This is a genomic window from Arthrobacter woluwensis, from assembly GCF_900105345.1.
Taxonomy (GTDB): domain Bacteria; phylum Actinomycetota; class Actinomycetes; order Actinomycetales; family Micrococcaceae; genus Arthrobacter_E; species Arthrobacter_E woluwensis.
Genome location: NZ_FNSN01000003.1, coordinates 26,785 through 39,950, shown reverse-complemented (window position 1 = coordinate 39,950; position 13,166 = coordinate 26,785). Strand labels below are relative to the sequence as shown.

11 protein-coding genes are annotated in these 13,166 nt (G+C 70.6%); 7 read left to right on the top strand and 4 right to left on the bottom strand.

Translation table 11 applies throughout. The features are described from left to right. Nucleotides 1-28 precede the first annotated feature (28 nt). From hutU to BLV63_RS00850, 5 genes are all read left to right on the top strand, one after another. Nucleotides 29-1,756, top strand: coding sequence for a urocanate hydratase (gene hutU / locus BLV63_RS00870; RefSeq protein WP_066217027.1), 1,728 nt, complete (start codon nucleotides 29-31; stop codon nucleotides 1,754-1,756). Nucleotides 1,757-1,864: 108 nt separating this feature from the next. Continuing rightward, nucleotides 1,865-3,454 (top strand): histidine ammonia-lyase, encoded by a 1,590-nt coding sequence (hutH, locus tag BLV63_RS00865; protein WP_066217029.1) that lies wholly within the window; start codon nucleotides 1,865-1,867, stop codon nucleotides 3,452-3,454. A 193-nt stretch (nucleotides 3,455-3,647) separates the two neighbouring features. Beyond that, entirely contained in the window at nucleotides 3,648-4,247 is a 600-nt protein-coding gene (locus tag BLV63_RS00860; RefSeq protein WP_074783906.1) for a TetR/AcrR family transcriptional regulator, read from the top strand. Then, nucleotides 4,244-6,052 (top strand): alpha/beta fold hydrolase, encoded by a 1,809-nt coding sequence (locus BLV63_RS00855; protein ID WP_066217034.1) that lies wholly within the window; start codon nucleotides 4,244-4,246, stop codon nucleotides 6,050-6,052. Before BLV63_RS00860 ends, BLV63_RS00855 begins: the two co-directional genes overlap by 4 nt. 136 nt (nucleotides 6,053-6,188) lie before the next feature. Further along, nucleotides 6,189-7,418, top strand: a complete 1,230-nt coding sequence (locus tag BLV63_RS00850) for a cation:proton antiporter (protein WP_082724306.1) — start codon at nucleotides 6,189-6,191, stop codon at nucleotides 7,416-7,418. Here BLV63_RS00850 and hutG read toward each other — a convergent pair. The 4 genes from hutG to BLV63_RS00830 form a co-directional block, all read right to left on the bottom strand. Then, on the bottom strand, nucleotides 7,408-8,397 hold the full coding sequence (gene hutG, locus BLV63_RS00845) for a formimidoylglutamase (protein WP_066217037.1): 990 nt from the start codon (nucleotides 8,395-8,397) through the stop codon (nucleotides 7,408-7,410). The two genes, BLV63_RS00850 and hutG, sit on opposite strands and share 11 nt — an antisense overlap. Nucleotides 8,398-8,582: 185 nt before the next feature. After that, nucleotides 8,583-8,936 (bottom strand): GntR family transcriptional regulator, encoded by a 354-nt coding sequence (locus BLV63_RS00840; protein ID WP_066217040.1) that lies wholly within the window; start codon nucleotides 8,934-8,936, stop codon nucleotides 8,583-8,585. Then, nucleotides 8,937-9,797 (bottom strand): hypothetical protein, encoded by an 861-nt coding sequence (locus BLV63_RS00835; protein WP_074783902.1) that lies wholly within the window; start codon nucleotides 9,795-9,797, stop codon nucleotides 8,937-8,939. Nucleotides 9,798-9,988: 191 nt separating this feature from the next. Continuing rightward, the gene (locus BLV63_RS00830) at nucleotides 9,989-10,864 is read right to left on the bottom strand and encodes an NAD(P)-dependent oxidoreductase (RefSeq protein ID WP_066217045.1); all 876 of its coding nucleotides are present in this window, start codon (nucleotides 10,862-10,864) and stop codon (nucleotides 9,989-9,991) included. Nucleotides 10,865-10,990: 126 nt separating this feature from the next. On the opposite strand from BLV63_RS00830, the gene BLV63_RS00825 reads away from it, so the two are divergent. Together BLV63_RS00825 and BLV63_RS00820 are read left to right on the top strand one after the other, a co-directional pair. Further along, a complete protein-coding gene (locus tag BLV63_RS00825) occupies nucleotides 10,991-12,040 on the top strand; it encodes a D-2-hydroxyacid dehydrogenase (protein WP_066217048.1) in 1,050 nt (349 codons plus the stop codon). A gap of 62 nt (nucleotides 12,041-12,102) precedes the next feature. After that, the gene (locus tag BLV63_RS00820) at nucleotides 12,103-12,909 is read left to right on the top strand and encodes an IclR family transcriptional regulator (protein ID WP_066217050.1); all 807 of its coding nucleotides are present in this window, start codon (nucleotides 12,103-12,105) and stop codon (nucleotides 12,907-12,909) included. Nucleotides 12,910-13,166 lie beyond the last annotated feature (257 nt).

The window sequence follows — 13,166 nt, the reverse complement described above, 5'->3', positions numbered from 1 at the left end:
CGAACCACTGGCCACACAAGGAGTCACCATGGCACCCGCCGATTTCACCACCGGAACCCGCCCGGTCAAGGCGCCTCGCGGCACCGAGATCTCCGCCAAGAGCTGGCAGACCGAAGCGCCCCTGCGCATGCTCATGAACAACCTGGACCCGGAGGTCGCCGAGCACCCCGAGGACCTCGTGGTCTACGGCGGCACCGGCCGCGCCGCTCGTTCCTGGAAGGCGTTCGACGCCATCACGGAGACCCTCAAGGACATGGAGGAGGACGAGACCCTCCTGGTCCAGTCCGGCAAGCCGGTGGGCGTCTTCCGCACCAACAAGTGGGCCCCGCGCGTGCTCATCGCCAACTCCAACCTGGTGGGCGACTGGGCCACCTGGCCCGAGTTCCGCCGCCTCGAGGCCGAGGGCCTCATGATGTACGGCCAGATGACGGCCGGCTCCTGGATCTACATCGGCACCCAGGGCATCCTCCAGGGCACCTACGAGACCTTCGCCGCCCTCGGCAACAAGCTCATCGCCGAAGGCCGCGCCGACGGCGGCCAGGGCGAGGGCCGCGAGCATGAGGGTCCGCTGGCCGGCACCTTCACCCTCACCGGCGGCTGCGGCGGCATGGGCGGCGCCCAGCCGCTCGCCGTCACGCTGAACGACGGCGCCTGCCTGATCGTCGACGTCGACGAGTCCCGCCTGCGCCGCCGCGTCGGCAAGCGCTACCTCGACGAGGTGGAGACCGATCTGGACACCGCCATCGCCAAGGTCCTCAAGGCCAAGGAGGAGCGCCGCGGCTGGTCCGTCGGTTACGTGGGCAACGCCGCCGAGGTGTTCCCGGAGATCCTGCGCCGTCACCAGGCCGGCGAGTTCGTCGTCGACGTCGTGACCGACCAGACCTCCGCGCACGACCCGCTGTCCTACCTGCCCGAGGGCATCACCATGGACGAGTGGAAGCGCGAGGCCGAGGGCGACCCCGAAGGCTTCACCAAGAAGGCCCAGGTCTCCATGGCCCGCCACGTCCAGGCGATGGTCGAGTTCCAGGACGCCGGCGCCGAGGTCTTCGACTACGGCAACTCCATCCGCGACGAGGCCCGCAAGGGCGGCTACGAGCGCGCCTTCGAGTTCCCCGGCTTCGTCCCGGCGTATATCCGCCCGCTCTTCTGCGAGGGCCTCGGCCCGTTCCGCTGGGTGGCCCTCTCCGGTGACCCCGAGGACATCCGCGTGACCGATGAGGCCATCAAGGAGCTCTTCCCGGAGAACAAGCACCTCCACAAGTGGATCGACGCCGCGCAGGAGCGTGTGGAGTTCGAAGGCCTCCCGGCCCGCATCTGCTGGCTCGGGTACGGCGAGCGTCACCAGGCCGGCCTGCTCTTCAACAAGCTGGTCGCCGAGGGCAAGGTCAAGGCCCCGATCGTCATCGGCCGTGACCACCTCGACTCCGGTTCCGTGGCCTCCCCGTACCGCGAGACCGAAGCCATGAAGGACGGCTCCGACGCGATCGCCGACTGGCCGCTCCTGAACGCCCTGACCGCCGCCTCCTCCGGCGCGACCTGGGTCTCCATCCACCACGGTGGCGGGGTCGGCATCGGCCGCTCCATCCACACAGGCCAGGTCTCCGTGGCTGACGGCACCGAACTGGCCGCCGCCAAGCTGACCGCCCTCCTCACCAACGACCCGGGCATGGGCGTCATCCGCCACGTCGACGCCGGCTACGAGCGCGCGATCGAGGTCGCCGCCGAGCGCGGCGTCCGGATCCCGATGCAGGGCTGACACCCCGGGCCTGACCCACTTCCCATCCATTGCTCCGCAGTTGTCGTTTTGAGGGTTCAAAACGACAACTGCGGAGCAGTCGATTCCCCTAAGGAACAGAGACCTCCCATGACCCTCACCACTTCCGAGACCACCGTCGTCCTCAACTCCAGCGGCGTGACCGCCGAGGACGTGCTCGCCGTCGCGCGTCACGGCGCCCAGATCACCATTTCCCAGGAGGCCCTGGACAATGTCGCCAAGGTCCGCGCCCACATCGACGAGCTCGCCGTCAGCGAGACCCCCGCGTACGGCATCTCCACCGGCTTCGGCGCCCTGGCCAACCGCCACATCCCGAACGAGCTGCGCACCCAGCTGCAGAAGTCGCTGATCCGCAGTCACGCCGCCGGCATGGGCCCGGCCGTCGAGCGTGAAGTCATCCGCGCCATCATGTTCCTGCGCGCCAAGACCATGGCGTCCGGCCGCACCGGCGTCCGCGCCGAGGTCCTCGAGACCTTCGTGAAGGTCCTCAACGCCGGCATCACCCCGCTCGTCCGCGAGTTCGGCTCGCTCGGTTGCTCCGGCGACCTCGCTCCGCTCTCGCACTGCGCCCTCGTGGTCATGGGTGAAGGCGAGGCCTTCGGGCCCGACGGCGAGCTCTACGGCGTCGCCGGCCGTCCGACCGTCGCGGAACTGCTCGCGGAGCACGGCATCGAGCCGGTCACGCTCGCCGAGAAGGAGGGCCTGGCCCTCGTCAACGGCACCGAGGGCATGCTCGGCATGCTGCTCATGGCCATCGCCGACCTGCGCACTCTGATGACGACGGCGGACATCACCGCCGCGCTCAGCGTCGAGGCCCTGCTGGGCACGGACCAGGTGTTCCTGCCGGAGCTGCACGCCGCTCTGCGTCCGCACCCGGGCCAGGCCGCCAGCGCCGACAACATGCTGCGGGTCCTCTCCGACTCGCCGATCGTCGCCTCCCACAAGGTGGGCGATTCCCGCGTGCAGGACGCCTACTCGCTGCGCTGCGCCCCGCAGGTGGCCGGCGCCGTCCGCGACACCGTGACGCACGCCGAGCTGGTCGCCACCCGCGAGCTGGCCGCCGCGATCGACAACCCGGTGGTCCTGCCCGACGGCCGCGTCTCCTCCAACGGCAACTTCCACGGCGCCCCGGTGGCGTACGTGCTGGACTTCCTGTCCATCGCCGTGGCGGATCTGTCCTCCATCGCCGAGCGCCGCACCGACCGCATGCTGGACCCGGCCCGCTCCCACGGCCTGCCCGCCTTCCTGGCCGGTGACCCCGGGGTGGACTCCGGCCTCATGATCGCCCAGTACACCCAGGCCGGACTGGTCTCGGACAACAAGCGTCTGGCCGTCCCGGCCTCGGTGGACTCGATCCCGAGCTCCGCCATGCAGGAGGACCACGTGTCCATGGGCTGGCACGCGGCCCGCAAGCTGCGCAAGGCCATCGAGAACCTCCGCCGCGTCCTGGCGATCGAACTGGTGACCAGCTGCCGTGCCCTCGACATCCGCACCCAGCTCTCCGACGGCGAGCTGACCCCGGGCCCGGCCGGCACCGCCGTGCTCGAGGTGCTGCGCGCCGTCGTCGAGGGCCCGGGCGCCGACCGCTTCCTCTCGCCGGAGCTGGAGGCCGCCGACCAGCTCGTGGGCGCCGGCGCCGTGCGCGACGCCGCCGAGAAGGCTGTGGGCCCGCTCGCCTGATCCCTGGTCACCGGGGCACCCGATCCGCCTGCTCCGCCTGCTGAGACAGTGGGTTTCCGTCGAAACAGTGTGTTGTGCGCACTGTTTCGACGGAAACCCGCTGTTTCGGCGTTTAACGGGCCTTCGGACCGGTCGCGTGGAGCCTCGGAACTCCTGGTTGTGAAAAATATATAGACTGGTCTATTATTTTCGTATGGCATCCAAAGGAACGCTCACCAAGGCACGGCTCGCAGAGTCCATGCTCGAACTCATCCAGACCGGCGGTTACAGCGGCACGGGTCTGAACGCTGTGGCCGAACACGCCGCGGCGCCCAAGGGCTCGGTCTACTTCCACTTCCCTGACGGGAAGGAGGGCCTCGGCGTCGCCGCGATCGAACTCGCCGCGGCGCAGTTCGGAACACTCATCGCCGAAGCCGCCGCCACCGCGGGTGGCCCCGCCGACGCCGCCCGCACCGCGATCGAGGCGCTGGCCGCGATCGTCGGAGAGAGCGATTACCGCCTGGGCTGCCCCGTCTCCGTGGTGACCCTCGAAATGGGTGCGGACAGTGAACGCCTCCGCGAGGCCTGCGCCACCGCGTTCGAGTCATGGATCGCCCCGACCGCCGCCCTCCTCGAATCCGGAGGCCTCGACGCCGAGGCGGCCCGCGCGCTCGCGACCGTCATCGTCTCGACGACGGAGGGCGCGGTGATCGTCTCCCGCGCGACCCGGAGCGTTCAGCCCCTGCTCACGGCCGCCGACGTCGTGGCCGAACTCATCAACCAGCGTCTCCAGGCCGCAGGGGGTGCGCGATGACCTCGCACGGAGCATCCCGCCAGGCCCTCGTCTTCGGGGCCTCCGGCCTGATCGGCCGCCACTTGGTCCTCACCCTCGCCCAGGCCGGCGCCAACGTCACGGCCGCGGTCCGGAGCGAGGCATCGGCGGAACGGGTCCGGCGGTGGCTCGCGGACCACGGCCTGACGCGGCAGGTCGGCACGGTGATCGCCGACTTCGACGCCCCGGGGATCATCGCCGGTGGCCCGGCCGCCCTGCCCCACATCACCGAGATCCACTGCTGTGCCGGCGCCTTCCGCTTCGGCATGTCCGCCGAGGAGGCCCGCAGCGCGAACGTCGGCATCGCCGAGAAGGTCGTCGACTTCGCCGCGGACCTTCCGAAGCTGCAGCGGCTCGTCTACATCTCGGGCTACCGGGTCGGCGGACAGGACCCCACGGCCGTTCCGTGGTCCGAGGAGCATCGCGCGGCGGTGTACAAGGAACTCGGCGGCTACGAGGCCTCCAAGGTGGAATCCGACGCCGTCTTCCAGGCCCGGGCCATCGAGCGACGCGTCCCCTGGACCATCATCAACCCGGCCACCGTGATCGGTGACAGCTCGACCGGGGAGACCGAGCAGTACATCGGCATGACGAAGACCATCGAACAGATCTGGGACGGCACCGCGGCGGCACTCCCCGCCGGCGACTCGACGTTCCTCCCGGTCCTGACGGTCGATTACATGGCGTCCTTCATGGCCGCGGCTGCGGTCGATCCCGAGGCCGTCGACCGGGCCTTCTGGGTTCTCGACGACGCCACCCCGCCGCTGAGGGAACTGCTCACCCGTGCCGGCAACCGGCTGGGCGCGAAGGTCCCGCGCCTACAGGTCCCGGTCGGCGTCATCAAGCGGCTCCCGGCGTGGGTCACCAAGGCCGATCCGGAGACGCTCGGCTTCCTGTCCTCGGACCGCTACCCGACCGGACCCGCCGTCGAACTCGCCGCGAGGCACGGCATCCCGATGCCCGACGTCCTGCTCTCCATCGACCGTTGGGTCGACTACCTGGCCGCGCATCGCTTCGGCGCCGCGAAGGGCGGGGACCGGCGCTTCGTGGACGTCGCCGGCGTGCGCACCTTCGAGCTCGGTGACCCCGAGGCTTCCCGCGTGATCCTGCCCGGTCTGCCGGTCAACGCCGACACCTGGGCCGGAGTCGCCGCGGGCAGCGGCGCGCGGGCCGTCGACCTGCCCGGCCTCGGGCTCAGCGGCGGGACCGGCGTTCAGGACTGGGACGAGTGGCTGCCGGCGCTTCTCCGCGGCGACGACGTCGACCTCGTCGGCCACTCGATCGGCGCGGGGGCCGCCGTGATCGCCGCAGCGCGGTTCCCCGAGCGGGTCCGGTCCCTGACGCTGGTCGCGCCGTTCTTCCTCCAGGCATCGGGTGGCTTGCCGGCCATCCTGAGGCCGTTCGTGAGCGCGTACCTGCGGCGGACCGACGCGGTGAAGCTGTCGCGCCGTCTGACCGGGGCGGATGCGAGTGCCGCGGCTCTGGAATCCAGTGTCAGCGATCTCAAGAGGGGCGCGGCTCCTCGCGTGGCCTCACAGCTCGTCCGCGTCGGATCGAAGCGCTGGCCCGCCGAGCTTCGCGACGCGCTGGGCCGGTACACCGGTCCGGTCCGCATCGTCACGGGCAGCGAGGATCCGCTCGCTCCCGAGAGGGTGGAGGAACTCGAGGCACGGGGCAACGTCGAGCTGGTCACGATCCAAGGCGCCGGCCACCATCCGCAGCTGACGCACGCGGACGTCCTGAACGGGCTGCTGCGGAGCGCCGTGGCCCGGGGCACGCGGGTCTGACAAGCCGACCCCCGTCCAGCCGACCCCCGTCCAGCCGAAACAGTGAGTTCCCGCTGAAACAGTGATCAGAACACACGGTTTCAGCGGGAACTCACTGTTTCGGCGCGGGGCGGGTCCGGCGGCCTACAGTTGCCCCATGGGATTTCCTGCGTTGTCGCTGGTGGTGCTCGTGGCCCTGCTCGGCCCGCTCCTCGCGCTGCCCCGGAGGTGGCATCTGCCCCTGGTGCTCGGGGAGCTCGTGGCCGGCCTGGTGATCGGCCGGACCGGGTTCGGGCTGGTCGACGCGTCGGACGAGACGTTCACGTTCCTCGCGGACTTGGGATTCGCGCTCATCATGTTCGTGGCCGGAACCCACGTCCCCGTGCGGGACGCCCGGATCCGCAGAGCGCTGGGCCGGGGCGCCATCCGTTTCGGGGTGACGGCGGTGGTGTCGGTGCTCCTGGGGCTCGGCATCGCCGCCCTCTTCGGGCTCGCCCACGCCCCGCTGTACGCCGTGCTGCTCGCCTCGAGTTCGGCGGCGCTGGTCCTGCCGATCGTGGACGGCCTGCGGCTCGGGGGTCCCCAGGTGCTCCAGACCATCGCGGCCGTCGCCCTCGCGGACACGGCCGCCATCGTGGCGCTGCCGCTGGCCATCGACCCGGCTCACGCACCCCGCGCGGCGCTGGGCGCGCTCGCGGTGGGGGCGTGCGCCGTCGTGCTGTTCTTCGTCCTGCGGCAGGGGGAGCGGAGCGGGATCCGGCGCCGCATCCACACGGTGTCCGAGGACCGGCTGTTCGCGGTGGAGTTGAGGGTGCAGCTGGCGGTGCTGTTCGCCCTCGCGGCGCTGGCCACGTTGACGCACGTCTCGATCATGCTCGCCGGCTTCAGTTTCGGCCTGGCGGTGTCGGCGGTGGGGGAGCCGCGGCGGCTCGCGCGGCAGCTCTTCGCGATCACCGAGGGATTCCTGGGGCCGCTGTTCTTCGTGTGGCTCGGTGCGTCCCTCAACATGCGGGAGCTGGCGGTGAATCCGGCGATGATCGGGCTGGGCGTCGCACTGGGTTTCGGGGCGGTCCTGAGCCATGCGGTCGGACGGTTCCTCGGTGCGCCGCTGCCGCTCGCCGTCCTGGCCTGCGCGCAGCTCGGGGTTCCCGTGGCCGCCGCGACCATCGGCACGCAGAACCATCTGCTCGCGCCCGGAGAGGCGAGTGCCCTCATCCTCGGGGCGCTTCTGACCATCGCCGCCACCACGGTCTCCGGGGCGTTCGCCGCGCGGAACTTCACGGTGGCGGAGGACGACGCGAACCGCCCCGCCACCACCTCGCCGTCGTCGGCACCGCCGCCGGAGGCGACGCCGCAAGCCCCGGCAGCCGGTGACGTCAGCTCGTGAGCGCCGCGCCCAGGATCGTGTCGAGCAGGCGTGCGGCGACCTTCGCGGTGCGGCCGTCGATGTCGAAACCGGGGTTGAGCTCGGCGACATCCACGTGCAGGAGCTTCCCGCTGGCGGCGACCTGACGGCAGACGGCGTTGATGATCTCCAGCGGCACCCCGTAGGCGGCGGGGGCGCTGACTCCGGGCGCGACGGCGGCGGGCAGCACGTCCAGGTCGATCGTCAGGTAGACGACGTCCAGGCCGTCCACGAACTCACGGACGAAAGCCTCCGTCGCCTCCCGTGAGCAGTCCTCGTCGAGGAGATACGTCACGCCCAGGCTGTCGGCTTCGTCGAAGAGCACGCGGGTGTTGTTCGGCCGGCTGATGCCCAGCACGGCGTAGTGCAGTTCCCGGCCCAGGGCCTTCTCCTCGTGGGCCATCTGCAGGAACGGGGTGCCGGAGCTGGGGTTCTCCTCATCCCGGAGGTCGAAGTGGGCGTCCAGGTTCAGCACGCCCCAGCGCGCGCCCCCGGTGACCTTCGCGCTTCCGGCGACGCCCCGGTAGCTGGCGTATGCGATCTCGTGACCGCCGCCGAGGCCTACCGTCAGCGCGCCGTCGTCGATCAGCTGCGCGACCGCGGCGCCGAACCGCGCCTGCCCGTCCTCCAGCCGGTCGCCCTCCACACGGATATCTCCCGCGTCGGCGAGCACGCGCCCGTCGTGCACGGCGAGCGGGCCGAGCGCGGCGCGGATCGCGGCGGGCCCCGCGGCGGCTCCGACGCGGCCCTTGTTACGGGCCACCCCGGCGTCACTCGCGAACCCGACGACGACGGCGGGCCGCCCCGCGCTCGCCGCACCGCCGACCGCGGTGCCCGCGTCGGCCGTGGCAGGCAAGGCGTGCACGCGCTGCCAGTGGCGGGCGTGCTCGGGACCGTCGCCATCGTGGCGACCGGTCCAGGGCTGAGGCGGGACGTCGACGGAGGGTGCGCGCAGGGTCATGGTTCCATTCCATCTGGTTCCGGCCCGGAAGCCGAGAGGATCCCGGTGGAGCGTGTCCGGGGTCCCGGACAGAGGGTGTTAGCGGGTCCCTGCGCCGCCCCCGCTCCTCTTGCGTGCTCAGTAGATGCGAGTGTTCCAGCCTTGAACCCGCATCTACTGAGCACGCAAACCGTGAAGGGGGTGCTTCAGCGGTGCCGTGCCCGCAGCAGGGCGATGAGCTCGTTGAGGCCCAGCCCGGACTTCCGGCCGGCCTGGAGATACGCGTCCGCGGCGCTGTGCAGGTCCGCGTCGACGACCCGGTCCCGCGGCGCGACCCGGGTGCCCTGCCCGCGCATCGTCACGATCATGCCCGCGGCCTCGAGGGCGGCATAGCTGCGGGCCACCGTGCCGGGTGAGAGGGCCAGATCGGAGGCGAGCTGCCGGATCGGAGGCAGGCGCTCCCCGACGGGCAGCGCTCCGAGCATGATCTGGGCCGCGATTTGCTCCCGGAGCTGCTCGAAGACGGGCACGGGACTCGTGACGTCGATGGTGATGAGCATCTAAGCCGCCTGAAGCGCGGGTTGGGGCAGGATGGCGGAGCGAACCCTGACGGTCTGGTGGACTACCCGGAGTGCAGCGACCGTCCAGAGAATCACCGCCACGCCTTGGAGGGCCGTGCCGCACATGTCTGCCGGTGCCCCGAAAAATGTGCCGCCGTCGGCTCCGATGGTCCTGAACAGTGGCCCGAGCATCCAGAGCAGGACGCCGATCTCGGACAGAAGACCAGCCTCGAGGATCCGCAGAACGAGTTCGCCGAGCCGACCGCGCCAGACGAAGTCATGCGTCGGATCAGTGAAGAGCACTGGGAGCAGGTTGACTCGGCGCGCAGCGAGCCAGGAACTGAGATAGAGAAGCGGAAGCAATCCGATCAAGCTGAAGGCGAACAGCCAGCCTGGATAGGGCTGAACGATCACCGGACCCTGGCTCGACACGTACGTGTAGGCCGTGAAGAGACCATCCTCGGCAGCCGACGAACCTTGTCCGAGAATGATGGAGCCGACGATGATCACCGTGCCCAGGAGCACGAGCCGGATGAAGCGCTCCGGCGTGAGCGTTGCGACCGGAGGCCGGGGAGTGAGGCTGGCCGAACGAACCGCGGGCATCGCGCCCTTATCCCGAGACCGCATGCCCAGATCCATCAGCATCAAGATCGCTGCCAGCCCCGGTGCACAGGCGAGGGGGAGACCGTGCCAGGTGGGCATGGACGTCGTGAAAATCCAGGCGATCGCAGTCACCATGCTGAGATCGCCCGCCGCGGCAAGAGCCATGGAACGAAAGTGTGATCGGGGATGCGGCCGCTTCTCCACCCAATACGCGAACTGCGTCAGTGCTGCCCCGGCGAGTAAGAACACCCAGTACATGACATCCCCCTTGTATCCGCAGACTGGTACAAGGCCATTCTGCTTGTACCAGTCGGGAGATACAAGTGCCGCGCCGCCTCGGGCCTCAGCGTTCCGAGCCCCGGCCCGCCTCACCACTTGCGTGCTCAGTAGTTGCGGGTTCTGCGCCCGAACACCCGCAACAACTGAGCACACAACTCAGGCGGGCGGTCTCAGCGCTCCGCGACGAACCTCCGGCTCACCGCGATGTCCTGGTCGCCCAGGCCGGATTCCACGATCTCGTCGAACGCCGCGCGCAGGGTCGGCAGGAGGACCGGGCGGGTTCCGGTCGCGTCGGCGATCTCGGCGGCGGAGGCGAGGTCCTTCACCATGTACTTCGCGACGCCGGACGGGGAGTCGTCACCGGTGACGAGTTTTTCCCGGCGCGAGTCGAGCAGCCGGGACCCCGCATACCCTCCGGCGAGCAGCCCCCACATCTTGTCGAGGTCGATGCCCGAGCGGTCGGCCAGGACCGTGGCCTCGCCGAGCGCGAGGATCGTCGCGGAGACCACCATCTGATTGCAGGCCTTGGCGACCTGTCCCGCGCCGAGCGGCCCCAGGTGCACCGGGTTGCCGCAGGGGGCGAGCAGCTCCGTGGCCAGGGACGCCTCGTCGTCGGCGCCGCCGAGCATGATCGAGAGCGTGGCGGCCTTCGCGCCGTCCTCGCCGCCGGAGACGGGGCAGTCGACGACGCGGACGCGCCCGTCGGTCTCCGCGCTCAGGCGTTCGGCCAGGGCGCGGACGCCGGTCGCGGAGCTGGTGGAGCCGATCAACAGCAGCAATCCGCTGTCCCGGATGCCGGCGAGGAGGCCGTCGTCGCCGGACAGGACTTCCTCCAGCTGGGGGAGATCTGGGAGCATGACCAGGAGGGCGTCGACCGACGCGGCGAGTTCGCGCGGCGTCTCCGCCCAGGTGGCGCCGGCCTCCACGAGGTCCGGTTGTGGGCGGCGGGCGGTGATCGTCAGGCTTCCATGGATGTCGAGCAGGTGCCGGGCCATGGGCGCCCCCATGGCGCCGAGCCCGATGATGCCGAGTGTCGTGTGGGTCATGAGGCCAGCTTAAGGCAAATCCAATATTTCGAACAGTGTTCAACTGGTTGAATTCGCGCTACCCTTGGAGAAGTTGTGTGCCCCGTCACGGGGCGACGTCCGGACTGCCGCAAAGAAGGGGACACCATGTCTGAGAAAGCCCGCGCCGTCGTCGCGGTCCCGCTCTCCGAAGAGCACTGCCAGCTGATCGAGCGTCTGGAGCCGCGCCTCGACGTGATCCGGCAGCACGAGCTGTACCACCCCATGCGCGGCGCGGCCGACTGGTCCGGCGACCCCGATCACGTCCGCTCCGACGAGGAGCAGCGCGCCTTCGAGCAGCTCGTCGACTCCGCCGAGTTCCTCTTCGGCATCCCCGACGTCGACGCCGCGGCCCTGACGCGCACCGTCGCCGCCAACCCGGACCTCCGCTGGGTCCACACCACGGCGGCCGGCGGCGGCAGCCAGGTCAAAGCGGCCGACCTCTCCTCTGAGGCGCTCGAGCGGATCACCTTCACGACGTCGGCCGGCGTCCACGGCGGCCCGCTCGCCGAATTCGCGGTGTTCGGCGTCCTCGCGGGCGCCAAGTCGCTGCCGCGTCTCCAGGCGCAGCAGCGTGACCGCGAGTGGAGCGACCGCTGGGAGATGAAGCAGCTCGACGAGATGACCGTGCTCGTGGTCGGGCTCGGCGGGATCGGCGCCGAGTGCGCGCGCCGCTTCAAGGCCCTGGGCGCGACCGTGTGGGGGACCACTCGCAGCGGCGAGCCCGTCGAGGGCGTCGACCGTCTCATTCCGGTCGAGGAGCTGGCGCAGGCCGCGGCCGAGGCGGACGCCCTGGTCGTCACCCTTCCCGGCACCGAGCAGACGCATCACCTCGTGGGCCACGAGGTCCTCGGGAACATCAAGCCGGGCGCGATCGTCAGCAACGTCGGCCGCGGCACGGTCATCGACGAGGAGGCTCTGCTGGCTGCCCTCGAAGCCGGCCGCGTGTCCTTCGCTGCTCTGGATGTCTTCGAGGTGGAGCCCTTGCCGGCCGATTCGCCGCTGTGGAGCCGTGACGATGTGCTCGTCAGCCCGCACACCGCGGCGCTGAACTCCAAGGAGGAGGAGCGGATCGCGCGCCTCTTCGCCGAGAACGCCACGCGGCTGCTGGACGGGCGGCCATTGCGTAATGTGGTCAACACCGTGGAGTTCTACTGAGGGTTCCCGCGGCATCAGCACCCCGACCACCGCGTCCTGACCACCGTTCAAGGGAGACCTCCATGGCCGAGCCCGCCGCCGTCGACGTTCCGGACCGCGTGGCGCGCGATCCTGCGCCGGCCGTCACCCGCAGCCTGAAGATCCTGGGCGTGCTCGCCGATGCCGACGGCCCGCAGACGCTGACGGAGATCGCGACGGCGCTCGGGCTCGCCAAGTCCTCCACCATGAACCTGTGCCTCGCGCTGGAGGACGGCGGCATGATCCAGCGGGTCCCCGCGGGGTACCAGCTGGGCCGCCGCAACGCGGAGCTGGGAGGGGCCTTCGCCGCCCAGTTCAACCAGATCCGTGAGTTCTACGCGGTCTGCGAGGCGTCGCCGGTGCTGCGTCACGAGGTGGTGCAGGTGGCGATGCTGGACGACCACGACGCCCTCTACCTGGCCCGTCATGAGGGCTCCCGGACGGTCCGGTTCGGCACGCCGCTGGGCTCCCGGATCCACGCGGCGTTCAGCGCCACGGGCAACGCCCTGCTGATGGTCATGGACGACTCCCGTGTGGAGGAGATCATGGCCGATCAGGTGCCGTTCCCGCGCGCCTCCGAGAACAGCGTCCGGGAGATGCCGGACCTGCTGGAGAAGCTCGCCGCCGCGCGGGCTCGCGGGTACGCCCTCGATCCCGGCGAGGGTATGCAGGGTCTGTACGGCGTCGCGGTGCCGCTCGAGGGCTGGGCCCCGGGGGATCCGCCCCTCGCCCTGGGTGTGGCCATCCAGGAGGCCCGGGCGACCCCGGAGCACATCGAGCGCGTCGCGGACGCCCTCAAGGACGCGGCACGCCGCCTCACGAACCCCCTGGGCGCCTCGGCCCGGAAGTAGGCGGAGTTCCACTCGCGGTTCCGGGTCGCCCGCCGGCCTCTGACCTCGCTGTCGAAGGGCCAATCTCGCTACCCCGCGTCGCGAGTTCGGCCGTTTGGTAGCGAGGTCGGCGCATTCGCCGGCGCATCACAGCATCGACCGGCGCGACGACGGCGTCGCCCCCAGCGCCGCGCCGCTCGCCGCCCTGCCGCTCGCCGTCGCCGTGCTCACCGGCGCTTTGCCGCCGAGCTACCCCACCATCTCCTTTGTGAACGCCC